At 66.1% G+C, this 24,997-nt stretch carries 22 protein-coding genes; 12 read left to right on the top strand and 10 right to left on the bottom strand.

The window, feature by feature from the left end; all coding sequences use genetic code 11:
* Positions 1 to 80: 80 nt before the first annotated feature.
* Positions 81 to 902 carry an IclR family transcriptional regulator gene (locus AC1DBQ_RS06000; RefSeq protein WP_476927633.1) on the bottom strand — a complete coding sequence of 274 codons (822 nt, stop codon included), beginning with the start codon at positions 900 to 902 and terminating at the stop codon, positions 81 to 83.
* 15 nt (positions 903 to 917) lie between these two features.
* On the opposite strand from AC1DBQ_RS06000, the gene AC1DBQ_RS05995 reads away from it, so the two are divergent.
* Positions 918 to 2,303, top strand: a complete 1,386-nt coding sequence (locus tag AC1DBQ_RS05995; RefSeq protein ID WP_476927632.1) for an MFS transporter — start codon at positions 918 to 920, stop codon at positions 2,301 to 2,303.
* Positions 2,296 to 3,552: an FAD-dependent oxidoreductase gene (locus tag AC1DBQ_RS05990; RefSeq protein WP_476927631.1), complete on the top strand. Its 1,257-nt coding sequence runs from the start codon at positions 2,296 to 2,298 to the stop codon at positions 3,550 to 3,552. The genes AC1DBQ_RS05995 and AC1DBQ_RS05990 overlap by 8 nt, the downstream gene beginning before the upstream one ends.
* Before the next feature lie 79 nt (positions 3,553 to 3,631).
* Here AC1DBQ_RS05990 and AC1DBQ_RS05985 read toward each other — a convergent pair whose 3' ends face one another.
* The 4 genes from AC1DBQ_RS05985 to speB form a co-directional block, all read right to left on the bottom strand.
* On the bottom strand, positions 3,632 to 4,927 hold the full coding sequence (locus AC1DBQ_RS05985; RefSeq protein ID WP_476927630.1) for a D-arabinono-1,4-lactone oxidase: 1,296 nt from the start codon (positions 4,925 to 4,927) through the stop codon (positions 3,632 to 3,634).
* Positions 4,928 to 4,955: 28 nt separating this feature from the next.
* Complete coding sequence (locus AC1DBQ_RS05980; protein ID WP_476927629.1) at positions 4,956 to 6,458, bottom strand: aldehyde dehydrogenase family protein; 1,503 nt, start codon at positions 6,456 to 6,458, stop codon at positions 4,956 to 4,958.
* A gap of 81 nt (positions 6,459 to 6,539) precedes the next feature.
* On the bottom strand, positions 6,540 to 8,018 hold the full coding sequence (locus tag AC1DBQ_RS05975; RefSeq protein ID WP_476927628.1) for a purine-cytosine permease family protein: 1,479 nt from the start codon (positions 8,016 to 8,018) through the stop codon (positions 6,540 to 6,542).
* Positions 8,019 to 8,198: 180 nt separating this feature from the next.
* Entirely contained in the window at positions 8,199 to 9,203 is a 1,005-nt protein-coding gene (gene speB, locus AC1DBQ_RS05970) for an agmatinase (protein WP_476927627.1), read from the bottom strand.
* Positions 9,204 to 9,409: 206 nt separating this feature from the next.
* Here speB and AC1DBQ_RS05965 point away from each other — a divergent pair, with 206 nt between their 5' ends.
* The gene (locus AC1DBQ_RS05965; protein WP_476927626.1) at positions 9,410 to 10,939 is read left to right on the top strand and encodes a PucR family transcriptional regulator; all 1,530 of its coding nucleotides are present in this window, start codon (positions 9,410 to 9,412) and stop codon (positions 10,937 to 10,939) included.
* A gap of 90 nt (positions 10,940 to 11,029) precedes the next feature.
* Here the strand turns inward: AC1DBQ_RS05965 and AC1DBQ_RS05960 are convergent, their stop codons facing one another.
* On the bottom strand, positions 11,030 to 11,800 hold the full coding sequence (locus AC1DBQ_RS05960; RefSeq protein WP_476927625.1) for a potassium channel family protein: 771 nt from the start codon (positions 11,798 to 11,800) through the stop codon (positions 11,030 to 11,032).
* A 240-nt stretch (positions 11,801 to 12,040) separates the two neighbouring features.
* On the opposite strand from AC1DBQ_RS05960, the gene AC1DBQ_RS05955 reads away from it, so the two are divergent.
* The 3 genes from AC1DBQ_RS05955 (at position 12,041) to AC1DBQ_RS05945 (ending at position 15,022) form a co-directional block, all read left to right on the top strand.
* Positions 12,041 to 12,907, top strand: coding sequence for an MIP/aquaporin family protein (locus tag AC1DBQ_RS05955; protein ID WP_476927624.1), 867 nt, complete (start codon positions 12,041 to 12,043; stop codon positions 12,905 to 12,907).
* 123 nt (positions 12,908 to 13,030) lie between these two features.
* Entirely contained in the window at positions 13,031 to 14,233 is a 1,203-nt protein-coding gene (locus AC1DBQ_RS05950; RefSeq protein ID WP_476927623.1) for an alanine racemase, read from the top strand.
* Positions 14,234 to 14,356: 123 nt separating this feature from the next.
* Positions 14,357 to 15,022, top strand: a complete 666-nt coding sequence (locus tag AC1DBQ_RS05945) for a GAP family protein (RefSeq protein ID WP_476927622.1) — start codon at positions 14,357 to 14,359, stop codon at positions 15,020 to 15,022.
* A gap of 28 nt (positions 15,023 to 15,050) precedes the next feature.
* On the opposite strand, the gene AC1DBQ_RS05940 is transcribed toward AC1DBQ_RS05945, so the two are convergent.
* On the bottom strand, positions 15,051 to 15,335 hold the full coding sequence (locus AC1DBQ_RS05940; protein WP_476927621.1) for a hypothetical protein: 285 nt from the start codon (positions 15,333 to 15,335) through the stop codon (positions 15,051 to 15,053).
* 517 nt (positions 15,336 to 15,852) lie between these two features.
* On the opposite strand from AC1DBQ_RS05940, the gene AC1DBQ_RS05935 reads away from it, so the two are divergent.
* Positions 15,853 to 16,224 (top strand): VOC family protein, encoded by a 372-nt coding sequence (locus AC1DBQ_RS05935; RefSeq protein WP_476927620.1) that lies wholly within the window; start codon positions 15,853 to 15,855, stop codon positions 16,222 to 16,224.
* Positions 16,225 to 16,263: 39 nt separating this feature from the next.
* Here AC1DBQ_RS05935 and AC1DBQ_RS05930 read toward each other — a convergent pair whose 3' ends face one another.
* On the bottom strand, positions 16,264 to 16,929 hold the full coding sequence (locus tag AC1DBQ_RS05930) for an FMN-binding negative transcriptional regulator (RefSeq protein ID WP_476927619.1): 666 nt from the start codon (positions 16,927 to 16,929) through the stop codon (positions 16,264 to 16,266).
* Between the two features lie 109 nt (positions 16,930 to 17,038).
* Complete coding sequence (locus tag AC1DBQ_RS05925) at positions 17,039 to 18,058, bottom strand: DMT family transporter (protein ID WP_476927618.1); 1,020 nt, start codon at positions 18,056 to 18,058, stop codon at positions 17,039 to 17,041.
* Between AC1DBQ_RS05925 and AC1DBQ_RS05920 the strand changes: the two genes are divergently transcribed.
* Positions 18,057 to 19,472, top strand: a complete 1,416-nt coding sequence (locus tag AC1DBQ_RS05920) for an aminotransferase-like domain-containing protein (RefSeq protein WP_476927617.1) — start codon at positions 18,057 to 18,059, stop codon at positions 19,470 to 19,472. The two genes, AC1DBQ_RS05925 and AC1DBQ_RS05920, sit on opposite strands and share 2 nt — an antisense overlap.
* Positions 19,473 to 19,502: 30 nt before the next feature.
* Here the strand turns inward: AC1DBQ_RS05920 and AC1DBQ_RS05915 are convergent, their stop codons facing one another.
* Positions 19,503 to 19,841, bottom strand: coding sequence for a YnfA family protein (locus AC1DBQ_RS05915; protein ID WP_476927616.1), 339 nt, complete (start codon positions 19,839 to 19,841; stop codon positions 19,503 to 19,505).
* A 229-nt stretch (positions 19,842 to 20,070) separates the two neighbouring features.
* Between AC1DBQ_RS05915 and ribA the strand changes: the two genes are divergently transcribed.
* From ribA to AC1DBQ_RS05895, 4 genes are all read left to right on the top strand, one after another.
* Positions 20,071 to 21,984, top strand: a complete 1,914-nt coding sequence (gene ribA, locus AC1DBQ_RS05910) for a GTP cyclohydrolase II RibA (protein WP_476927615.1) — start codon at positions 20,071 to 20,073, stop codon at positions 21,982 to 21,984.
* Between the two features lie 75 nt (positions 21,985 to 22,059).
* A complete protein-coding gene (locus AC1DBQ_RS05905; protein WP_476927614.1) occupies positions 22,060 to 22,857 on the top strand; it encodes a dioxygenase family protein in 798 nt (265 codons plus the stop codon).
* Between the two features lie 192 nt (positions 22,858 to 23,049).
* Positions 23,050 to 23,907: an SDR family oxidoreductase gene (locus AC1DBQ_RS05900; RefSeq protein ID WP_476927613.1), complete on the top strand. Its 858-nt coding sequence runs from the start codon at positions 23,050 to 23,052 to the stop codon at positions 23,905 to 23,907.
* Positions 23,908 to 24,141: 234 nt separating this feature from the next.
* On the top strand, positions 24,142 to 24,997 hold an 856-nt coding region (locus AC1DBQ_RS05895), incomplete at its 3' end, for a hypothetical protein (protein WP_476927612.1).

The raw sequence follows: 24,997 nt of genomic DNA, 5'->3' as shown, positions 1-24,997 counted from the left end.
CAGTCAGAATTGTTGGATTGATCCCCCGGGTGCCCGGCGGGTTACCCCGCTGTGTGCCCTGCCGCGCATGCGGCGCGCACTCAGTCCGGCTCGGCCGKATTGGCCGCGATGTCGATCTCCAGCTGCCGGCAGGTTTCCCGCAGCGCGGGGACGAGTCCGGCGTCGAACACCCGGCGGAAGCGGGTCGAGGGAGTGGCGACGCTGAGTGCGCCGACGACGTGCCCGTGCCGGTTGTGCAGGGCCATGCCGAGGGCGCTTACCCCCTCCTCCGTCCCCTCGAAATTGGCCGCGAAGCCGTTGCTGCGGATGGACTCAAGCTCGCGCAGGAACGCCRGGTAGTCCGCGGCGGGAATGGTGTCCCCGCCAATCTCGGCATTGTTGCTGCGAAAGAGTTGGTCGATCATGTGGGGTTCCAGTTCGGCGAGCATGGCCTTGCCGCCCGAGGTCTTGTTGGCGGGCATGACCGTCCCCTGCCGGTCACCAACCCGCAACACGTTGTTCCCTTCCACCGTGGCCAGGAAGCGCACTTTGGTGCCCACCCGCACCATAAGGTTGACGGTCTCGTTCAGTTGCGCCGAKAGCAGCTCCATGTGCGGCTGGGCGAGCGAGCGCAGCAGCCTGGTCCAGCTCAGGCCCGCCGGCCCGACCCCCATGGCCGGTCCCGGAACATAGCGGCGGTTTTCATCCTGCACGGCAAAGCCCCGGTAGACCAGCATCGCCAGGAGGCGGTGGGCGGTGGAGGGGGCGACGCCKAGCTCGGCGGCGGCGTCCTTGAGCCGCAGCGCGCCGCCGTCGCGGAGCAGCTGCAGGAGTTGCAGCGCATTGTCCACCGCTTCGATGGAATAGGTCGGCCGCTTTTGGACGGGCTTCCGGGCGGACTTGGCTGGTGGGTTGTTCTGCACATCAGAATTGTATTGTTGTTCGTCTGCAATCTCCATGACAGTAGTGGGATGAATCACACACCTTCCGCTGCAGCGCCGGAGCGGCCGACACCGGGCTTTCCCGGCCCCACCACCGTTGATGGGCCTGCATCACGGTTCTCCAAGGGCTCGGCAGCGGCCGTGCTCGTCTGCTGGCTCTTGGTGGTCTTCGATGGCTACGATCTCATCGTCTACGGCACCGTCCAGTCCTCGCTGATTTCTGAGACCGGCTGGGGCCTGAATAAAGCCACCGCCGGAACCATCGGCTCCATGGCCTTCGTCGGCATGATGATCGGGGCGATCTTCGCCGGACGCATGGCCGACTCGTGGGGCCGCCGCCGGACCATCCTGGGCTGTGCCATCCTCTTTTCGATCTTCACGATCCTCTGTGCTTTCGCCCCCAGCGCCCCCGTCTTCGGCGTCCTGCGGCTCCTCGCCGGCATCGGACTCGGCGGCCTGGTGCCCTCGGCCAACGCGCTCGTGGCCGAACTCGTCACGGCCAAATGGCGCTCCACCGTCGCCACCTTGATGATGTCCGGTGTCCCGATTGGCGGATCCATCGCAGCCCTCGTCGGCATCCAGCTGATCCCAGCGTTCGGCTGGGAGTCCATGTTCCTGGTCGCCGTGGTCGCACTGATGGTCGTGGTGCCGCTCGGAGTGAAATACCTTCCGGAGACCCTGGCCCCGGCCAGCGCCGCAGACAGGGCCGCCCGCAAGGCAGTCGGGAAGGGGCATGCGGTMAACGAGCCGTCCGGCTTCTCCTCCCTACTCCGCGCCCCGTACCTGGGGGTGAGTGTGCTGTTCGCCCTGGCAACGATCGCCACCTTGTTCGCCTGGTACGGCCTGGGCACCTGGCTGCCGAACCTCATGCAGCTGGCCGGCTACAACCTGGGCTCCGCCCTGACCTTCGCACTGGCCCTCAACCTCGGTGCGGTGGCCGGCTCGGTCATCACGGCCTGGGCGGGCACGCGCGTCGGTCCGATACCGACGGCGATCGCCGCGGCCGCCGTCGCTGCCGGGGCCCTCGTGGTCCTTGTGACCGGGCCTCCCGTCGGCGTCGTCTACTTCATGCTGGTCCTCGCCGGCGTCGGCACCCACGGCACGCAGTGCCTCATCATCGCCGCCGTCGCGAGCCACTATCCCGGACACCTGCGCGGAACCGCGCTGGGCTGGGCGCTGKGGACGGGCCGCATCGGCGCCGTCGCCGMACCCCAGATCGGTGGCCTCCTGCTGGCCGCCGGACTGGGCGTCAATTCCAACTTCCTCGCCTTCGCCGGTGCAGCCGCCATCGCCGCGGTACTGCTGGCCGCCGTCGGCCTCAAACTCAAGTCCAAACTCTCAACCTCACCCTCACTCACATCAACAGGAKCAAGCAATGTCTGAGCACGCCACGTCCACCGATGTCCTCGTCATCGGAGGGGGAATGGCCGGACTGGCCGGAGCCCTCGCGCTGCGTGAAAACGGCGCCAACGTCACTCTCGTGGAGCGGGCCCCTGAGTTCGGCGAGGTCGGCGCAGGGCTGCAGATGGCCCCGAACGCCTCCCGCGTCCTGCGCCGCTGGGGCCTTCTGGAAAAGGCGCTGGAAATCGGCGTCCAGCCCAAACACCTGGTCTTCCGCGACGCCGTCACCGGCGAGGAGCTCACCCGCCAGACCCTCGGCGGGGAATTCGAGAAACGCTACGGCGCGCCGTACGTCGTGATCCACCGCAGCGACCTGCACCGGGTCCTGCTCGAAGGCTGCGAGGCGGCCGGCGTCAAGCTCGTCAACGACGTCATGGTCGAAAGCGTTGAAACCATCAACGGCCGCGGCGTGGCCCACACCGCAGCGGGCGTGGACTACGAGGCCGACGTCGTGATCGGCGCCGACGGACTCAAGTCCACCCTGCGTCCGCTCGTGGCCAACGATGAGCCCGTCCCCTCCGCCTACGTCGCGTACCGCGGCACCGTCCCGATCACCGAAAACACGCCCAAGGCCGACCTCGAAGACGTCATCGTCTACCTCGGACCCGACTGCCACCTTGTGCAGTACCCGCTGCGCAAGGGCGAGCTCCTGAACACCGTGGCCGTCTTCAAGTCCGCCTCGTTCGAACGCGKCGAAGAGCAGTACGGCGGTGTGGACGAGCTGGAGGCCGCGTACAAGGATTGTGTCCCGGCCGTTCAGGAAGCGCTCAAGAACCTGGCCACCGGCATCCGCTGGCCCATGTACGACCGCGACCCGATCGAAAACTGGGTTGCCGGCCGAATGGTGCTGATGGGCGACGCCGCGCACCCGATGCTCCAGTACCTCGCCCAGGGCGCCTGCCAGGCGCTCGAGGACGCCGCCGTGCTGCAGGACGCCACCAATGGCACCGTCTTCACCCAGGGAGGCGTCAACCCGGAAGCCTGGGACGGCGCGATCAAGGAGTTCAACACCATCCGCGCCGGCCGCACGGCCCGGGTCCAGCGCACCGCCCGCGTCTGGGGCGAATCCTGGCACGTGTCCGGCCTGGGCCGGACACTGCGCAACCTGCTCTTCAAGAGCCGGAAGGACAACGACTTCCAGTACAACGACTGGCTGTACGGCCAGGACGGCGACGGCGTACCGGCCGTCCGCGAGGTCCGGTCCAGCCTGACGGACCGGATTTCCGCCTGACGCTAAAGCCAAAAGCACGAGGTGCGGACCTTGTCCGCACCTCGTGCTTTTGCTGTGCACGCGCGAACTGCTTGTGGGTTTAGCCTACGAGGGCGCGGGTGTGGTCGTTGAGGAACATTCCGCGKGGGTCGAACTCCCGGCGTATCCGGATGAAGGTGTCGAGCTCCGGGTAGAGACGCTCCAGGCGGCTCCTCGTCATGAAATGGATCTTGCCCCAGTGGGCACGCGGCTCGAATTCCTGCAGCAGCGCATCTGCATCCCGGAAGAATGGCCAGTAGTCAGTTCCAGGTTGAGTGGTCAGGGTAATGACGGTGGTGTCGCGTCCTTGGAACTGGGACATGTACCCTTCGTCGGCCTTCACCCAGCGGACCTCAACGGGGTACTTCTGGTCGGGATGCTTGGTGCGGATCAGGTCCTGGACAGCCTCGACGGCCTCCAGGCCGTGATGGCTGGGAACGAAGTACTCGAGTTCATGGAACTGTGTGGTGAACCCGCCCGGGTAGATGCGGTACGACCGGTCCAGCCGGGCACCCTCCGTGCGGGAAATTTCACGGTCGTCCTGGATCTGGGCGATGTTGTACCGCTTGGTGTAGCTGCGGTTCGCCATATTMTGGTCCGGCGAACCGGGGAGGTCCAGCAGCTCACATGAATCCTCTTCCGGGCACCAGAGGAACGAGTAGTGCCTGTTCGCGTCGATGTCGGCCTGCCAGGTTGCCGCGGTCTCCTCCCATGTGGGATACGTAATCTCCTCCTGCAGGTAATAGCGGTCCTCGACCGCCAGCTCGACCTCCAGGAAAATTCCGAGCGTGCCCAAAGCGACCTGGGCGGCCCTGAGTTCGCGGAGTTGCCCTTCACCGATTTCGACGATCTCGCCGTAGCCGTTGATCAGCCTGACCCAGCGCAAGGCGGAGGAGAAACTGCCCAGGTTCTTTCCGGAGCCGTGKGTGCTGGTCGCGAGTGCCCCGGCGATCTGCTGCTTGTCGATGTCACCCTGGTTGCCCAGTGCCAGCCCCTGTTCCCACAGCGGATCGCCAAAGGCGTTGATGGTGGTGCCGGCCAGGGCCCTGGCGCGGCGCCGCCCGCGGTCGGTTCCGGTGATGGCCGAGAGTGCGGACATGTCCATCAGGACGCCGCCGGTCTGAACCAGGGGAGAGGATGAATGTCCTGAGCCGACCGCGCGGACGGGCAGGCCCTCGCGGATGGCGAACCGGACGGCGTCGAGCGCTTCTTGTTCATTCCGGGGCTGGACGGTGAAGGCCGGTGTGGCGCTCTGGTTTMCGCCCCAGTTGGTCCACGTGACGTCCGTCCCGAAGGGAGCGGACGGGGTCGCCGCGCGTGCCAACGACGCGGCCTGGGAATGATTCGTGGTGGTCATTGCTGAGCTCCGATGCTGGTATCAACGCTCACGCGCTGTGGTTGATCATGACGTGCTTGGTCCGGGAGTAATCGTCCAAGGCATAGAGTGAGAGGTCGCGGCCATAGCCGGATCCCTTGAATCCGCCCCACGGAACTTCGCAGGCCAACACMAGGTGTGAATTGACCCAGACGGTGCCGAAATCGAGTTGCTTCGGAACGCTCAGCGACAGGCTCGAGTCCCGCGTCCACACCGAGGCGGACAGGCCGTAGGGGCTCTCGTTGGCCCGGGTAATGGCCTCATCAGTGGTGCTGAAGGACTMGACGGTGACGACGGGACCAAAAATTTCGTGGGTAGCAATATGGGCCCCGGCCGGCACGTTGCTGATCACTGTGGGTTCAATGAAGTAGCCGGGACCGTCCAGGGCCGAGCCGCCGATGGCCACCTGAAGACCCGCAGCCTTTGCCTCGGCAAGCGATTCCTTCACGCGGTCGAAGTGCGGGCGCGAAATCATGGKACCGATTTCCACGTCGTCCCCTGCGCCCGGGGCGCCGACGACGAGCGTGCCGACTTCGCGCACCAGGTGTTCGGTAAACTCCTCAGCCACGGATTCGTGGACCAGCACGCGGCAGGCGGCGCCACAGTCCTGGCCGGCATTCCAGAAGCCGGCGTTTCGCACGCCGGCGGCGGCCGCACGGAGGTCGGCATCTGGGAAGACCACAACAGGGGCCTTGCCGCCGAGTTCCAGGTGGACGCGCTTAACGGACTTGCCCGCGGTCTGCGCCACAGCCTGTCCGCTGACGACGCTCCCCGTCAACGCAATGAGGGCGACATCAGGGTGTTCGGCAAGTCGCTGCCCAACGGTCCGGCCTTGTCCCGTCACGACGTTGAGGATTCCATCCGGGATGCGTCCGGCCACAAGTTCCGCCAGCTTCAGTGTCGAGAGCGGAGTCTGTTCGGAGGGCTTCAGGACGATGCTGTTTCCGGCGGCCAGGATGGGCGCGATCTTCCACGCAGCCATCAGCAGCGGGTAGTTCCAAGGGGTGATGACGCCGACGACGCCGACGGGTTCCCTGAGGATGACCGAGGTGTGTCCGGTGGCGTAATCGCCGCCCGCCATAGACGTCAGCGTGCGGGAAGCTCCGGCCATGAACCGGAAGGTGTCGATGGTGCTGGAGACATCGTCCTCCGCGACGGTCCGCGGTTTACCGGTGTTGGCGGACTCGATGAGTTCGAATGCTTCACGGTTGTCTTCAATGATGTTGGCGATCAGCGAGAGCACCTCGGACCGTTCCTTCGGCGTGGTGGCGCCCCAGGACTTCTGGGCCGCCACGGCCGCCTCGACCGCAACGTCGACATCCGCGGCTGTTCCGGCCTGCACTGACGCGATGACCTGCTCCGTGGTGGGGTTTACGACGTCGATGCGCTGAGTTGAGGAACCGGGGACAAACGTTCCGGCGATGAAGTGCCCCGCGGGAGGCAAAACGMCGGCGAGGCTTTGCTCCGAGGAAGAGCGCCGGACTGTGAACTGCTTGATGTCTGTGAGTGTCATGATGATTGGCCTTTGTTTTCTGCGCCGATCTCGGCGCCCGGAGTTTGTGTGAGTGCGGGCCGCAGATGCCCGGGGTGGACGTTACGTCTGCGGCGCCTCAACCAGGTCAGTTGCGAATGCGGGCGACTGAAAGGGGACGGCAACGGCATCCGACGTCTTACGGAACATCCGTGCCGCAAAGTAGTACAGGGGTGCAACGACCACCAGGCCAACAATCCAGGAGAGGTCCACGCCATTCATCGCTGCGGCGACGGGCCCCGTGAACATCGCTGTTGCCKAGAACGGAACCTGGATCAGTGCGCCGGCAACATAGGCTCCGATCGCGACCCAGTTGAACCTTCCGTACACCCCGCCGTCGCGCTTGAAGAAGTCTTCAACTCTGTAGTCGCCGTGCCGCAGGAGGTAGTAGTCGACCAGGTTGATGGCCGTCCACGGAACCAGGACGTACATCAGGAACGAGAGGAAGTTCGTGTAGAAGAAAATGAAATTGTCGCGTGCGAACAGCGAGATCAGGAGGGCGAGGGTGAAGAGGAGGATCGCCGCAATGGTCCGGGTCTTGGCGTGGGGCAACCAGGTTGGCCTGAACGTCTGCCCGATGGTGAGCGTGCACAGGACCCCGCAGTAGAGATTCATGGCGTTCGACGCCGCAACACCGAGGCAGAAGATTCCGATGACCACCATGGTCCATGGCCCGAGCAGGGCTCCCAGGCTGCCCACTATTTCGACGCTGCTGCCATCGTTGACCAGTGCCAGGGCGAGCGTTCCCACCAAGGCCCCCAAGACCATCGGGAAGAGTGTTCCCAGGACGCAGCCTGAGTAGGATGCCCAGAATGCCGGGGCMGAGCCGGTGCCCTGAGGCATGTAGCGGGAGTAGTCCGAGACGTAGGGAGCGTAGGCGAGCTGCCAGAGGGCGGAGACGGAGATGGTGGCCATGAAGCCCACCCAGTTGAAGTTTCCCTGGTTCAGGAAGCTGGCCGGCAATCCGTGGACGGCCAGGATCCAGACAAAGGCCAGCACCAGCGCCAGACCGGCCACGATGCTCAAGAAGCGTGCATAGGCGTGGATGAGCCGGTAGCCAAAGATGGTGGCGACGACGCTCACGACGCCAATGACAATGATGCCTCCGTCAACACTGATGCCCGGGCTGACTGCGGCCAGTGCTTCGCCGCCAAAGACGAGGTTTGCCGCAAAAAACCCGACGTACATGATCACCACGATGACGACGATCAGGAGCGCCCCGTACGAACCGAACTGGCCGCGGGTCTGAATCATCTGCGCCACGCCCAGTTGCGGGCCTTGGGCCGAATGCAGGGCCATGAAGATGCCACCGACGAGGTTCCCGATGATAATGCCGACGATGGCGGGCACGAAGCTGAGCCCGAACACCGTCGTCGCGAGTCCTCCGGTCACGATGGTMATGATCATGATGTTGGAACCGAACCAKATGGTGAAAAGGTCCCGGGCTTTTCCGTGGCGTTCGTGGGCGGGGATGGGTTGAATGGTCTTGTCCTCGAGCCGKGGCACTTCGGCCGCGACGGCGTGAGTGGGTCKAGCGTTCATGATGCATTCCAGGAGTACATGGGAACCTCTTTGTTCTGTCCCGGCACTTCGTCGAGCACGGGATCTGTTGTATCAATCATTCGTGACTTTTGTCACAGTGAGAATCCGGCGATTGAACAGTTGCCGTAAACCTCTTCATACATATGTACAAATCAGCCGCGACTGCCCGGCAGTTGCGGCTCAAACGGTGGCCGATTCCAGCTGTTGGGCGACGCTGGCGGTGGCCTTGCTGCGGTTCACCATCAACGCCAGGAGGTCGAAGACGAGGGTCGCCGCGGCGACGGTGGTGATGTCTGCGTGGTCATAGGCCGGAGCGACCTCGACGACGTCGGCGCCCACGATGTTGATGCCGTTCAATCCGCGGAGCAGCGCCAGCAGCTCGCGGGAGTGGAGCCCGCCCATTTCCGGCGTGCCGGTGCCCGGCGCGTAGGACGGGTCCAGGACATCGATGTCGATGGAGACGTAGACCGGGGTGTCGCCCAGGCGCTCCTTGACGCGCTGGATCGCGGCCGGAACCCCGATAACGTCCAGGTCCGAGCAGCGGATGATCTGGAAGCCGAATTCGTGGTCGCGAAGGAAATCGTTGCGGTCGTAAACCGGGCCGCGGATGCCCACATGCATCGACCTGTCCTCGACGAGAAGGCCTTCTTCGAAGGCCCGGCGGAAGATTGTTCCATGCGTGACCGGCTGGTCGAAATAGGTGTCCCAGGTATCCAGGTGTGCATCGAAGTGGAGCAGTGCCACCGGGCCGTGGACCTTGTTCAATGCCCGCAGCATCGGGAGCGCGATGGTGTGGTCGMCGCCGATGGAGATGAGCCTCTTGCCGGAGYCGGCGTCGCCGAGGAGCGGGAGGGCCTGCTCCTCGATCTCGCGGACTGCGCGGGCGATGTCATACGGTGTGCAGGCGATGTCGCCGGCGTMGACCACCTGGGCTTCGTACACGGGTTCGACATCGAGTTCCGGATGGTAGCCGGGCCGCAGGAGCCGCGATGCTTCACGGACGGCTGCCGGACCGAAGCGGGCGCCCGGGCGGTAGGAGGTGCCGCCGTCGAACGGGACACCGACAATCGCAATGTCGTAGTCAGGGACACGGTCGATCTGAGGAAGCCGGGCGAAGGTGCCCAGGCCTGCGTAGCGGGGGACTTTCGTTGCGTCGACGGGGCCGATTGGCTTGTGTGTGGTCATGACAGGGATCCTCCGGTTGCTTTGGTTTCAGGCGGCCCCGCAGAATTCTTCTCTGTGCCGGGCATCTGCGCGGTTGCTGCTACCTCCACTATTAGTGATCTGCGTCACGGGGTATATGCGCAGATTGACTACAAATAACCCAGGGGTTTATACATGTGTATAAGTGGCTCGGGGGCGGCCTCCGCACTCATGAACAGGACCCGCGCATGGCGATCACCGTGGCCGAACTGCTGGCCGAACCCCAGTTGGGCCTGAGCCTTCTGGCGGGATCCGCCGGTCTGGGCAACAGAGTCACATGGGCCCACACATCCGACCTCCCGCGGCTGTGGGAATGGGTCACCGGCGGMGAGCTCATGATGACCAACGGGCTGTCCATCCCGGCGGATCCCGCGGGGCAGGTTGAGCTTGCCGAGGCACTGGTCAACGCCGGCGCGAGTGCCCTGGCGATCGGCGAGCAGATGCATGCCCCTAAGCTGCTTCCAGAGTTCTTCGAAGTCTGCGACCACTTGCCGCTGCCGGTCATCAGCATCCCCTACCCGCTTCCGTTCATCGCCATCGCACGCTCGGTCGCTGAGGCTTCGTTGCTTGAGGAGTCCCGAAAACTGCGTCAGACGGCTCGCATCTACGACCTCCTTCGGCTGGCGGGACCCTCTGACGACAACTGGCTAAGTTTGATCGCTGGCATCGAAGCCKAACTCGACGCGAGTCTCTTCGTGGTTGATCGACGGTGCCTGCATGCCTGGCATCCCGGAGGCCGGTCGTTGCCGCCGGAGCTCAGGCGTGACCTTGAACCGCTGACCAGCAAGTCGCCGGTGGCCAGCAAGAAGTTCCAGTGGCACCGTTTGCGGGACCGCCACGTTCTGATGATGGATATTCCGACTCACGCCAATGCGCTCCTGGTGGTGCTGCCGAAATCCGAGCCGCTCCCGGATGCGGTGGTGCTGCTTCATGCCGCCACAGTCCTCGGGCTGGAGCTATCGCGGACGGTTCTGTCGCTCGAGAACCAGCGCCGGCTGGGTGCCGAGTTCCTTGTGCAGGCCTTTGACGGACGCCTGGGCATAGCCGAGATCGAAAGCCGGCTGCCTGAATTCGGGATTACTTCACGGGATTTCCTCATCATCTCCATGTCCAGCGACGACGGTGAGGCCCTGGCGGGGATTCACGTAGATTTATGGCGACACGGCTATCCGACGGCGTGCCAGCGCAGGTTCAATATGTTGCATCTGGCTGTCGCCTCAGACTGCACCGACGATCTCCTGCGGCACGTCGTTTCGTTGAATGTGAAGATCGGGATCAGCCGGCCTTCCGCGCCCGCCAGTGCGCAGAGGGCTCTTCAGGAATCGATGTGGGCGCTTGGGACCGCATCAAGCACCGGCGAGCKGCTGGTMCGTTACGCCGAGGGACMCTCCTGGCTGGGGCTCACCAGCTTTGAGGAAGGCAACGCACTGGTACAGCGGCTCCTCGGACCMATTTTCCAGTATGAACAGGGAGAAAATGGGGACCTAATCGTCACGCTTAAGACGTTTCTCGACACGCAACGGTCCTGGCAGAAAACCGCGGCGGCCCTGTTCGCGCATCGGCAGACCATCATCTACCGCATTCGCAAGATCAGTGAGCTGACAGGCCTTGATATGACCGAAACCTCCACGCTGGCGCAACTGTGGTTTGCCCTGCAGATCCACGAAGCCATGGAACTCCAAGGCAATCCACGGCAGAAGAGGCCGGCCGGCTTCTGAAACGCAACGGCATCGACCGGATGCCGCGCCAGGGGACAGCAGGGAGACGGTTGCGATGTGGAAGGGCGATGAGGCGTTGGCTCGCGGCCATTAACCTGGTTCCCTGCGTGGTTTGCCGTCGCCGTGGTCACTGTTGGTTTGGCCCAGGCTGCGGGCCAGTTGGTCATTGAGCCTATTGACCTGGGCCGTGAGGCGGGCGAGCTCTTCGCTGCTGGAGGTTTCGGCCGCCCTAGTCCGCGAACTGGTTGCGGCGGTCACACTTTCAACCAGCCAGGAGGACACGGCTGCAGTGACCATGCTCAGGACTGCAAACCCGCCCACCATCAGTGCGGCCGCAGCCCACCGCCCGGGAACGGTTACCGGGTAGTAGTCGCCATAGCCGATGGTTGTGATGGTGACGATCGCCCACCACAAGGCGTCGCCMATCGTGGTGATATTCGCGTTCGGAGCGCCCTTCTCGAAACTKAGGACGCTCAGGGCCACGGTGTAGATCAGAAGGACGGCCGACGCAATGACATAGGCCATGACGCGCGTTCGGATGGCGGTGCCCGGGGCCCGGTCCATGACTTTGCGCAAGGTGAAGGGACGCAGGAGCCGCAATGGCCGCGCTACCGGAAGCACCACCATGAGCAGGTCCATAGGGTGGCGGATGAACCATCGGCCCCGCTGTGGTGCCAGCACCAATTTCACAATGTAATCGACGCCGAAGGCAGCCCACGTTGACCAGATGACCAGTGTCAGAAGGGTGGCGTAGGGGGGCGGCGGTTCGACAATGACCAGGATGGAGTAGGCCGCCAGGAAGAGAAAGGCCGCACCGACGAGGGGCCACTCGGAATACTTCTGCCACGTCTGAAGCGTCATGGCTGAATCGTAGGACTTTGTTCCCCGGATGTCCTTACGAAATTGCCGCCCCTGTTCTGTCGGATGTTCGCGTGACGGATGGATCTCGCTTCATTGGCCGGCCGACAACTCCTGGAGGGCCACGTGCGCAACGCTGACAACCGGCTCCGGCAGCGGTACATTGGGCTTCACAGGTGCCGCCCCGCTCTGTGCCAACAGATTGGCACGGCACGATTCCATAACCGGCGGAGGCGACACGCCATGGCGGAAAATCAGGGCAAAGACGGAATCGGACGCGCGGGCGCGCGTCAAGACGAGGCGCACAATCACAACCTTGCCAGCGAATTGGGAGTTGTCGAGCAGAACATCCTGCTGCGAATCCAGGATTTTAATGATCCGCGCCAGGAATGGCGGCGGCTGTTCTCGGAGTTTTACGGCACATTTCTCCTCGTCATTGTCGCGGCCGGGGGTGGAATGATGAGCCAGGCCTTCCCCGGTGTCATCAGCCGCACGGCGGCCGTGGTGGCCCCCGGCCTGATGGTGATGGGGATCATCCTGTTCATGGGCAAAATCTCCGGCGCGCATCTGAACCCTGCGGTCAGCTTCGCGTTCGCGCTCCGCGGTGACTTCCCGTGGCGCCGGGTACCGGGCTACATCGTCGTTCAGCTCATCGGCGCGACGCTTGCCTGCCTGCTTCTGCAGGCCGTGATCGGTGTCTCCGCCACATACGGTTCGAACTATCCGGCGGCGGAGTTTTCGGCGGGCGCCGCGTTCTGGATGGAGACACTGCTCACGCTGGTGCTGGTCAGCGTCATTCTGGGAACCGCCTCCGGGGCCCAGAACATCGGATTGCTCGGGGCCTTTGCAGTAGGCGCCTACATTGCCGTGGCCGGCCTGTGGGGCAGTCCCATCTCCGGCACATCGATGAATCCGGCGCGAACGTTCGGCCCCGACCTCGCCGGCGGCAACTTCAGCGACTACTGGGTGTACGTCGCCGGACCGCTGGCCGGCGCAGCGGCCGCCGTCGGTATTGCATTCATTTTGCGCGGCCCGGGCGGCGGTAAGGCGGGTTCGGGAGCCGCTCAGGGAGACCTCTTCACCGAGACGGCCAAAGAAGAGAAGCACTAACGGTCCGTGGGCATTTTTCCCTCGGTTCCCGGTTTTGCCCTGGCCATGACGTACTGCCCCATGATGCTCCAGTAGATTGTCGGAGGGAAAGGCTCCTTTTTGGGCGAACGACAGGGGAGTAGCGTGAGCAAGTCGATCAAGAGTCAGGCCGGAGCCGATGGAGACTTCGCGGCCAAACTAGCCGCCGCCTCGGCGTATCCGCAGCTGCGGCTCAACAGCGAGGCCCTCGACAGCAATATCCGGGTCATGGCGGAGTGGTGTCGCGAGCGGGGTGTGGAGCTGGCCCCGCATGTCAAGACAACGATGTCGGCACCGATCATCGAACGGCAGGTGGCTGCCGGCGCGGTCGGCGTAACCGTCGCCACCGTGGATCAGGTCGCTTCGGCACTGGAGTGGGGACATGTCCGCGTTCTCGTCGCCAACGAGATCGTCGACACGTTCGGACTACTGCGTGTCCGAACGTGGCTGGAGGAGGATCCTGGCCGGGAAATCCGTTGCTTCGTCGATTMGGCAGCAGGGGTCAAGGCCGCGGCGGCGGCGTTCGAGGGCGCGACGGTCGCCCTTGAGGTGCTGATCGACGTAGGAACTCCCGGCGGACGCACCGGAGTCCGCGGCGTGGGCGAGGCCCTGCGCCTGGCCGGGCTGGTCCGTGCCACGCCGGGCCTGAAGCTGGTCGGCGTTGCCGGCTACGAAGGCGTCGTGCCCAACAGCAGGGCCGAGGATACGGTCACGGCGGTTGACCGGCACTGCCAACTGGTGCGGGACACCTATCTGGAAGCCGCGACGTACTTTGAGACCGCCACGCCCATCTATTCCATGGGCGGTTCCGCGTTCCCGGAYCGCGTCATCGCGTTCCTTCCTGACCTCGGCGAGGTGCCTGGAACCAGGACTATTCTMCGATCAKGGTGCTACGTGACCCACGATCACGGCACGTACGCCGCCGTCAGCCCCATGCCGGGTCTCATTCCCGCGCTTTCGGTTCGCGCCGTCGTCCTGTCCACCCCGGAAGAGGGGATCGCCGTCGTCGGCGCGGGCAAACGGGATCTTCCGTACGACGCCGGACTGCCGAGCTTTTTGTCGGCCCGAACGGCTGACGGTGCGACAAAGACCGGCGCAACCGCAGCGGTGCGAAATCTTTTCGACCACCACGCAGTCCTTACCGGCGTGACCGGTCTGGAGGTCACGGATACGGTGGATTTCGGGATATCCCATMCCTGCTCGGCGTTTGATCGCTGGCCCGAATACGTCGTCACGGACGGGGACGGGCGGGGCGTCGACGTGTGGAGCACCGACTTCCGCCGGGCCTCCTTGGCGACGCAGTCCTGACTGCGGCCGGGGTAGGACTCGAAGCCTGGCTATATTCCGGGTAGTTCTTTTGGTTTAGCGTGTCCATCATGTCGGATATAGCAATTGCCGTTCGTGTCCTTGTCGTCGCTGTAACGGAGAAGTGTGCTTGAGCTGGTCGCGGAGCTGATGCCGCAAGCCATTGGCCTTGCGGCCAGTCCGCTCCCGCTGATCGCGGTGCTCCTGATGGTCCTGTCCCCGAACGGTCGGGGCAGGAGCATCGCATTTGCCGTGGGCCGGGTCCTCGGGGTCCTCGCGACGGTGATTGCAGTGGCCGCCCTGTCCGAACTCGTMACACAGGGAACCGGCGGGTCACGAGTCGGCGCCGTCATCCGCCTMGTGCTCGGGGTGGCGCYGGTCTTCCTGGCCCTGACCAAGGTCCGCTCACGGCCCAGGGGGTCCGCCGAACCGAAGACCCCCKGGTGGATGCAAGCCTTGGATGACATGCCGCCCGCGAAGGCTCTGAGGACCGGCTTCCTGGTGACCGTCATCAATMCGAAGGAACTGATCTTCGGCCTCGCGGCCKGTGTCGTGATCGGAAGCTCCACGCTCCCGCCCGGCATGCTTACCGCAGCCGTGCTCATCTACACGGCGATCGCCACGATCACCGTCGTGGTCCCGGTCGTGGCGTATCTTTTCCTCGGTGCCCGCGTGCGCGGAGTGCTGGAACCGGTCCGGACATGGCTGGTTCGCTACTACAACATCGTCATCGCGGCTGTGCTCGCCATTATTGGCGTCGTGATGATCGGCAAAGGCCTCGCGGGCTTCTAGGCGGTCCCGCAGCTGCCCGCACCGCCGGTCAGTCCTTGAGGTGCCGTGTGAGCACGTCAAATTCCTCGACGCCAAGGATCTGCATGTGTTGCTCGGCGCTGGTTTCCGAACGGATTTGAGTCGCAGCTTCCGCGCTGCCGGCGAGGGCTTCCTCGTCCTCCCACAGCGTGATGGACAGCGACTTGTTGTCCTTCCCCAACAGGTAGTAGATGCCAAGGCACCCCGGCAATGCGAGCACCCGGTTGACGGTGTCCTCTGTGGGTGCCCCCGAGCTGTCAGGGCCTGGCTGATAGGTGCTGACGCGAGCGAACATGTCCATCCTCCTAGATACGTKAGAGTTGGAGTGCCTGCCGCTCACGCCCTTAGCAGGGAGACGCACCTTCACGATTGGMGGTCCCGGTGGGCGCTGGCCTACTCTCCTCCCACCAGTAAGGACCCAGCAGTGTGGATGCACAAGGGTGGAATTGTTGGCTGGGCGCCGGCCGGAAACGGACGTATGAACCGGAAAAGGTCTGGCGCTACGGTATCCCCGTAGCGCCCGACCTCTTTCGTGTCGGCTGTCCGAAGGAGTAGCGAAAACGGCTGAGTAGGGGGCCGAATTCGCTCGTCAGTGTCCGCCGCATCTTTGGCGCCCACGGATGCTGCGACACTTGCCCGGCTGCCTCGGGGACGACGGCGCCGCCCTCGCACAGCGGGTACGAAGGCCCTGTCCCGTCGCCGGTGGACGGTGGGACGATCCGTAGACAAGTACMAGGACCCATTCGCTGCTTCAGGCGCGCGGCGTGACGGACAGGTCGCGCCGACCAGACGGGTCCGACGAGGAGGTTCTGATGATCACTGCCACGATGGTTGTAGCCACGATTCCGGTCACGGACCTGGAGAGGGCCAAGTCGTTCTATAGCGATATCCTCGGCCTGACATTCCTGTGGGAGACCCCTGCCGGAGTCCGGTWCCGCTGCGGAGCCGCCAGCGAGATCTCGGTCTTCAAGCGCCCGCCCGTCACGACGGAGCACACCCTGGCCCATTTCGAGGTGCAAGATATCKAGGCCGTGGTCCAGGACCTGAGCGCGAAGGGCGTGGAATTCCTGGACTACACCGAAGGCCCCCTGGTGACGACGGGCCACATCGCCCAGCTCGGCCCCGCGAGGGCTGCGTGGTTCCATGATCCTGACGGCAACACCCTCGGGCTTCGCCAGGGGTAGAACCAAGGCGGCAGGCAGCACCTCCCGCCCGGTCCCGGATCAGGCCGGGGATCCATCCGAATGCGGGCACCGGGCCTGATCGCGGGCCTCGCGGGCCGCCGCGACGTCCGCGGCGCTTTGCATGTCACCGCGCGCCCGCAGCCCCGCGACGACGCCGTCAATATCKGCATCGGGCCGGTTCTGGCTGAGCTTGTGCTTCGCCTCAATCCGGGTAATGAGCAGCTCGACGCCGACGATTGCGCGCAGCTGCCCGGCAATGTAGCGCTCGGGGGCGTCGTCCACGGTCCAGGGCCGCGCTGAGCCGGCCTCGTTGTGGTCGCTCAGCCGCCTGACGTGGCGGGCTAGCCAGGCCGGATCATCGTGGATGACCAGGGTGCCGTAGACGTGGGCCGTGGAGTAGTTCCAGGTGGGAACGACCCGCCCGTGCTCTGCCTTGGACGCGTACCACGACGGTGAGATGTAGGCGTCCGCGCCCTGGATGATGAAGAGCGATTCGCCGAGGGCGGGTGCGGACCATTGGGGGTTGTTCCGGGCGAGGTGTCCGTGCAGCGCACCATGCTCACCGGCCGCCGGGTCATAGACAAAGGGCAACAGCGTGGCGAGCATGCCGTTCGCCGTGGAAGTGATCAGGTTGGCCGCGGCCGCGCGGGTGAGCAAGTGCTGGACTGAATCGGAGCTGGCGGCGAAATGTGCCGGGATGTACACGGAGGTTTCCCTTCGGATCGGGGGCCTGGGGTCGGGGATCGGACGCGGGGCGGGGCGCGCGGGCCGGCGGTGCGGAGTGCAGTCGAGGGGCCGGGGAGACGGCTGCCGGTCAGGGGCCTGTCTTCGCCGTCGCTATAGCCGTCGCTGTCGCTGTAGCGGTTGCCGGCCCACCTGTTGTCGCATCCATACTGGTACTCGCTTTCGCCCTCGGGCTGCCGGGCCGGGAGCGGACCGCCAGGCCGGCGCAGACTATCACCGCGGCCCCGCCGATGATGGTGGTCCAGCTCAGGTTCTCGCCCAGTATGATCCCGGCCCAGCAAATGCTCAACACCGGCTGGACCAATTGGATCTGGCTGACTTGCGCCATGGGGCCGATGGCCAGGCCGTGGTACCAGGCGAAGAAGCCAAGGAACATGCTCACGATCCCAAGGTAGGCGAAGGCCGCCCACTGCGCGGGGGTGCCGGCGGGTGGTTGCCCGGCGATGGAGAGCGCCACCAGGCACACCATGAGGGGAGAGGCGAGGACGAGCGCCCAGGACACTGTCTGCCAGGCCCCGAGTTCGCGGGCCAGCTTGCCGCCTTCGGCGTAGCCGATTGCCGCGCACACCACGGCGCCGAAAAGAAGCAGGTCCGCCAGATGCAGCTGCCCGACGCCGCCGGATTGCGCGGAGGCGAAGACGATGGCCGCAACCGCGCCGACGCCGGTGATGACCCAGAAGATGACGGGTGGGCGTTCGTGGCCGCGAAGCACTGCCATCGTTGCGGTCGCCGCGGGGAGCAGCGCGATAACGACAGCGCCGTGGCTGGCGGGAACCGAGGTGAGGGCGAAGGAGGTCAGCAGCGGGAAGCCCGCAACCACGCCGCCGGCGACCACGGCAACGCGCGCCCACTGGGAACCGCGCGGCGCCCGCTGGCGCGTCAACGCGAGGGTGCACGCGGCGAGAACTGCCGCGACGACGGCCCGCCCCGATCCGATGAACAACGGCGACAGCCCCGCAACGGCAACGCGCGTGAACGGAACCGTGAAGGAGAAGGCGGCGACGCCGAGCAATCCCCACCACAGTCCGGTGGCCGGCCGGGGCGATAACGGTTGATCAAATATCGCAGTAGCGCTACTATTGTCTCTCATGTCCAACGATAGCACCTCGAAAATCACGGCACGCCTCCGGGAGTGGATTGCCGGTGCCGCGCCCGGCGMCAGGCTGCCCTCGACGCGGTCCCTGGTCGCCGAGTACCAAGCCAGCCCCGTCACCGTGCAGAAGGTGCTCCGCACGCTTGCCGCACAGGGCCTGATCGAAAGCCGCCCGGGCGTCGGAACCTTCGTGCGGGCCGTCMGGACGGCCCGGCCTGCGGACTACGGCTGGCAGACAGCCGCACTGGGCTCGCCCCAGGCGCCGCTGCGCCCCGTCTCCACGGCGATGCGCAGCGCGCCGAACGATGTCATCGCCTTCCACTCCGGCTACCCGGACCGTGAACTCCTGCCCGAGCGTCTGGTGCGGGCGGCCCTGACCCGGGCAGCCCGGGGAGACGCCGCCTTGTCCCGCCMGCCCGCCGCGGGCCTGCCCGAACTGCAGTCCTGGTTCGCACACGAACTCCGGGCCTCAACGCCGGCCGGTGTCACGCCGCCGACGGCCAGCGATGTGATCGTGCTCCCCGGCAGCCAGAGCGGGCTCAGCTCCGTGTTCCGGGCGCTGGTCGGCAGGGGACAGCCGCTGCTGGTGGAATCCCCGACGTACTGGGGAGCCATCMTGGCCGCAACGCAGGCCGGTGTCCGGGTTGTTCCCGTGCCGAGCGGTCCCGAGGGGCCCGACCCGGWGGAGTTGGCCCGCGCCTTTGCCGAGACCGGTKCGCGGCTGTTCTATGCGCAGYCGAACTATGCCAATCCCACCGGTGCGCAATGGGCCACGCGCGTGGGGGAGCAGGTGCTGGAGGCAGTACGCGCCCATGGCGCGTTCCTCGTCGAGGACGACTGGGCGCATGATTTCGGCATCACCACCGATGCCTCACCCCTGGCCGCCCGGGACGATTCCGGCCATGTCGTTTACCTTCGGTCGCTGACGAAGAGCGTGTCGCCGGGCATCCGCGTTGCTGCGGTGATCGCCCGCGGCCCCGCGCGTGACCGCATTCTGGCCGACCGGGGTGCCGAATCGATGTACGTCAGCGGCGTGCTMCAGGCGGCCGCCCTCGACGTCGTGACGCACCCGGCGTGGCAGACCCACCTGCGCGGTCTGCGCCACCAGCTCCAGGACCGCCGGGATCTGCTGGTCGGCAGCCTGCGGGAGCATGCCCCGCTGGCCCACGTTGAGCACGTGCCCAGGGGCGGGCTGAACCTGTGGGCCCGCCTGCCMGACGGGACCGACGTCGATCAGCTCGTCCGTGACTGCGACGCCGCCGGGGTGATCATCGCCGCCGGGACCGAGTKGTTCCCGGCCGAACCGGCCGGACCGTTCATCCGGCTCAACTACGCCGGCCCCAATCCGGGCGCCTTCCGGGAAGGCGCGCGAATCCTCGGCCAGGTACTCGAGCGCACAATCCGCCGGTAGGGCGGCCCGGCGGAGGAGCGCCCGCCCGCGTTAGCCCGCGTCGCGGGGCGCGAACATGATGACGGCGACCCCGAACAGGCAGACCGCGGAACCCAGGATGTCCCACCGGTCCRGCCGGAACCCGTCGAAGATCATGCCCCAGGCCAGGGAGCCGGCCACGAACACGCCGCCGTACGCCGCGAGGATGCGCCCGAAGTGCGCGTCGGGCTGCAGGGTGGCCACGAAGCCGTAGATGCCCAGCGCCACGACACCCAGCCCGGCCCACCACCAGTCCCGGCCTTCGCGGACGGACTGCCACACGAGCCACGCCCCGCCGATTTCGGCCGCCGCGGCCAGGATGAACAGCACGATKGTTTTTGCGATAGTCACGCCCTCATGATGGCACCCGCCGCCGGGTCATCCGTGCGTGCGCGCGCCGATGCTTCCGCCGGACCCGTCACACGGGGTCATGGCTTGCATCGCMGGCCGCGCCTCCCTATAACTTTAAGTTTCAAGTAAAGTTCTGCCGGAAATGCCGCGGACCGCAACGTCGTCTGGCCGGTCTGTCCCGCTCCGGCGCAACGCCTGCACCTTCCTGCCGAATGCCTGAGGACCTGAGATGACCCTTGTGTCAGAGACCATCGAACACGCTGCACCCGCTCCAGCAGCCGCCGTACGCAGCCGCGTTTCCGTGCCTCTGCGGTTCGCGGACGGGTTCACCGCCGACGCCGAGGTKCTGACCTTCATCGGGCTCACCGATGGAAAGGAGCACCTGCTCGTCGCCTTCGGCGAGTGGGAGCAGGCCCTGCTGGACGCGGCGCGCGGAGGCTCGGGACCCCTGGTGCGGCTGCACAGTGAATGCCTCACCGGGGATGTGTTCGGGAGCCAGCGGTGTGACTGCGGTCCGCAGCTGCGGGAGGCTGTGGAGCGGATCGCAGCCGCAGGCGGGTTCCTGCTCTACCTCCGCCAGGAAGGCCGCGGCATCGGCCTGTATTCCAAGCTCGATGCCTATGCCCTGCAGGACGGCGGCCTGGACACCTACGAGGCCAACCTCGCTCTCGGGCACCGCGAGGACGAGCGGGACTACACGGCTGCGGCGCAGATGCTCGGCGCCCTGGGCGCCGGGACGGTGCGCCTGCTCAGCAACAACCCGGACAAGGCAGCCCAGCTGACCGCCCTCGGCGTCGACGTTTCCGCGCAGATCGCCACCGGCGTCCACCTGTCCCCGGCCAACCTCCGGTACCTGACCGCCAAGCGCGACCACACCTCCCACACGCTCCAAATCCCGCCCGACGCCGGCCCCGGCCGTGATGAGCCGCGCAGCGGCATCCTCGCCGGGACTGCCGCCCGGCCCGCTGCCGCGGTGCCCGTCGTCGTCCCCACCCATGATGAGATGCTGGCCCGCGCTCAGGGACTCCTTCCCGGCCTGCGCGAGCGGGCCGCGGAAACAGAGCAGCTTCGCCGCATACCCGACTCCACCATGGCGGAACTGCGGTCGGCCGAAATCTTCCACATGCTCTCCCCGAAGGCTGCCGGGGGATTCGGCATGGGGCTGGAGACCTACGTTGAGGTCGTGCGCCGGCTTGCGAGGGGATGCGCCTCCACGGCATGGAGCGTGGGCCATCTGGTCGAGCATGTCTGGATGCTCRCACGCTGGCCCCGGGAAGCGCAGGACGAAGTCTTCGCGAACGGTCCGGCACCGCTGGCAGCCGCCACCGGCGCGCCGGCCGGGGTGGCGGAGAAGGTACCGGGAGGCTACTCCATCTCGGGACGGTGGACCTTCGCCTCCGGGGTGATGCACTCCGAGTGGGCGCTGCTCGCGGCGCAGCACGGCGGGGTGCGCCTGCAATGCCTGGTGCCCCTGGCCGACGTCGAAGTTCTCGATGCGTGGCACACCGCCGGGCTGAGGGGGACCGGGAGCAACGACATCCTGGCCGGGAACCTGTTCGTCCCGGAGCATCGAGCGCTGGACTGGGAACTCCTGGCGGCCGAGGCCAATCCGGGCAGCGAACTCCATCAGGATCCGCTGATCCACACCCCCATGAGCGCGCTGCTGAACATGGTGGCCCCTGCCGCCGCCCTGGGGTCAGCCGAGTATGCGGTCGAACTGTTCCGCGAGCTGTTGATGGTGCGCAAGGTCAAGCACACCGTGGAGACGCGGCAGGCCGACTCGCCGCTCGCCCAGGTCCGCTATGCGCAGGCTTACGGCCTGGTTGCCGCGGCACGGCTGCATTGGCAGGAAGCTGTCCGGGTCGTCTCGTCCTCCCATGCGCGCCGGCCCTCAACAATGACGGACCGGGAGCGCGCTGACTACCGGCTGTCCCTCGCGCTAAGCGGCGAGGCCTCGGCTGAAGCGGTCCGCCTGGTCATGACGGGATCCGGCGGGAGTGTCCACCGGCTATCGCACCCGCTCCAGCGGATCCAGCGCGACGTCAACGTCCTGTTGAACCACGCGGCGCTCACCAGGGATCCGGTGCTCGAGCAGGCCGGCCGCGGCCTCCTGGGCCTCGGGTTCACCGTTCCCACGTTCTGACCGGAGGCCGCCGGGAGCCGGGCCGGAGTCTGGAGGAAGCTTGAAGCTTCAATAAAAACAGGRTACGATGAGGCCATGACTCAGACCACTGACCGCCCTCCGGTACTCTTCCTCAGCCACGGTGCGCCACCTTTGGCCGACGACTCCACCTGGACCCGCCAACTCAACGACTGGTCCGGCACCTTTGGCAAGCCCAAGGACATCTTGATGGTCTCTGCGCACTGGGAGAATGCGCCGGTGACACTCAGCGCCACCGGACGCGATCCTGGCCTGGTCTACGACTTCTGGGGCTTCCCCCAGAAGTACTACGACGTGGCGTATGACGCCCCGCAGGCACCTGAGTTGGCAGCCGAAGTGGAGAAGCTGGTGGCCGCCCACGGCCACCACGTGGAGCGCGATGAAAGCCGCGGCCTGGACCACGGCGCCTACGTTCCCCTGAAGGAGATGTACCCGGCAGCAGACGTGCCGGTGGTGCAGATGTCCATGCCGACGCTGGATCCGCAGGGATTGTTCGAACTCGGCATGTCGCTTGGGCCTCTGCGCGACCGGGGCACGCTGATCGTCGGATCCGGTTTCACCACGCACAACCTGCGCTGGTTCAATCCCGCCGGCGGACCGGACACCGCCMCGCCGGCAGCATCCAGCGAATTCGACCACTGGGCCGAGGAAGCCATGGCCCGCGGCGACGTCGACTCCATCCTGGATTTMCTGAACAAGGCGCCGGCCGCCCGCGAAGCGCACCCCCGGAGCRAGCACTGGGCTCCGCTCTATGTTGCCCTMGGGGCTGCATACGGCTCGGGAGACATCCAGGCGAAGACGGCGATCGACGGGTTCTGGTTCGGGCTGTCCAAGCGTTCGTGGACCCTGACATAGGCGTTAGGTACAAGACGGTACAAAACGCGGCCCGGTGCCTGCGCCGCGGCGCGGACAGCCGAACGATGGACGGCGTCGCACAGCGTAACACCGGAATGCCCGGCGCCGGGCACCGGTTGTGATCCCCGGTGCCGGTTCGCCGGCACGGCAAAGACTTGACATGAACTTCACCTCAGATTCCAGGAGCGCGACATGACGATTGCAGTAACGGGTGCCACAGGACAGCTGGGCCGATTGGTCCTTGAGGACCTACTCAGCAGGCAGGAGCCGGGTTCCCTCGTGGCGGTGGTCCGCGACGCCGCGAAAGCCGTGGATCTGGAGTCCCGGGGCGTCCAGGTGCGCGTGGCGGACTATTCCGATCCTGCCGCGCTCGAGGCCGCTCTCGCCGGCGTTGAGAAGCTCCTGCTGGTCTCCGGCAGCGAGGTAGGCTCCCGGGTGGCACAGCATGCCAACGTGGTCAGTGCGGCCAAAGCGGCAGGTGTCCGTTTCATTGCCTATACGTCCGTCCTGKCGGCGGACACCACAGAGCTGATCCTGGCGCCCGAGCACAAGGCAACCGAGGAACTCATCCGCGCGTCGGGACTCGACTTTACGCTCCTGCGCAACGGCTGGTACTCCGAAAACTACGCCCAGACCGTGGCCACGGCCCGGCAGACGGGCGCCGTCGTCGCCGCTGCCGGTGACGGGAGGGTCGCCAGCGCCGCACGGGCGGACTATGCGGCCGCCGCCGCGGCGGTGCTCACCTCCGCCGGGCACGAGGGCCGCACCTACGAGCTCTCCGGCGACTACGCGTGGGACTTCAAGGAACTGGCTACGGCGATCGCCGGGATCGCCGGACGGGAAGTCGTGTACCAGCCCGTGTCCGCGCCCGAGCTGATCCAGGTCCTGACTGCTGCCGGGCTCGATCAAGGGACCGCGGGATTCCTCGCCGCCCTGGACACGGACACGAAAGCTGGTCTTCTGGCCACCGTCACGGGCGAGCTTTCCGGGCTGATCGGACGGCCCACGACGCCGCTGCTGGAGGCGCTGACGTCCGCCGCCGCGAGTTAGGGGCTGCGGTCACGCCGGGCGCCATCATCGACGGTTTCATCCGTTCCGGGTGACGGCCCGCGGCCGGGCCGGACATAGCGTTGGGTTATCGCCGGCGGAGGACCGCCCGGGACCCATAGTTCCGGAAACGGATTCGGATGTCGGACTTGGCCCAAGGCCTTTTCCTKGAGCGGAACGGGCGGCCTGTGCCGGCGGACCAGTACCAGCCGCAACGCCAGTGAATCGAAGTGAGCGATGTTAGTCCGGAACAAGCATGCCGCCGTCACGTCCGAGGCACGTGCGCTCTTCGTCGGCAGCGTGGGCTTCGTAGTCCTCGGCGGCGTCGCGCTCCTGCTCGTCGGGCGGGAGCCCGTGGCGTTGTCCGGACGAGGATCGGCCGGTGACATTGCAGCKATCGGCACGGCGGTTCTTGGTGCCGCGGCGGTGGTGACCGGTTGCCTGCAACGCCCGGCGTCGGTGTCACCGCAGTTCCGCGGCGGCCGGACGCGTTCTGCGATCGACGTCGGCGCCCTCGCGCTGGCCCACGCGTGTATGTTCCTGCTCGGCTGGCTGGCGCTCTTTTGGATCTTCCAGCAAGCGTTCATCGGCGCCGTMCTCTACCCGGTGGCGGCCGCCGTCCTGGTCGGGGGTGCGGGGGCCATCAGCGCCTACGTCGCGTACCTCTCCGCGCTCGGCATGACCGCCTACCGGCTCGCCGCACTCCTCGCCGGTTTCMTCGTCACTGGTGTCMTCACGAGCATGCTCACGGCAGCGGACCCCCTCTGGTGGCAGAAGCACCTCAGCGCCCTCGGCATGAGCTCGGACGTCTCCGGGGTGACGTTCAACTTCACCTTGATCGTCGGCGGCGTMGTGGTCACCACCCTGGCGGGATATTCGACGGCGACGCTCGCTGCGAGCGCCAACACCCCGGCCGCACTTCACMGGGTAAGGCTGCTCGAAGGCGGCATCGTMCTGATCGGCGTGTTCCTCGCCGGCGTGGGAGTGTTCCCGGTCGATGAGCGCTTCGGGATCCACACCTTGGTTGCCTCCGGCATGGTGGTGGTGTTCGCGTCGCTCATTGTCCGCATCCGGGCCCTCATCCCCTCCATCT

The organism is Arthrobacter sp. 10T413_2, assembly GCF_056394205.1.
This window is presented reverse-complemented; position numbering and strand designations above follow the sequence as displayed.

Excerpts from the sequence above, each read along its gene's own strand:
- AC1DBQ_RS05925 (WP_476927618.1), bottom strand. The coding sequence starts at position 18,058 with ATGAGAGACAATAGTAGCGCTACTGCGATATTTGATCAACCGTTATCG.
- AC1DBQ_RS05955 (WP_476927624.1), top strand. The coding sequence starts at position 12,041 with ATGGCGGAAAATCAGGGCAAAGACGGAATCGGACGCGCGGGCGCGCGT.
- AC1DBQ_RS05940 (WP_476927621.1), bottom strand. The coding sequence starts at position 15,335 with ATGTTCGCTCGCGTCAGCACCTATCAGCCAGGCCCTGACAGCTCGGGG.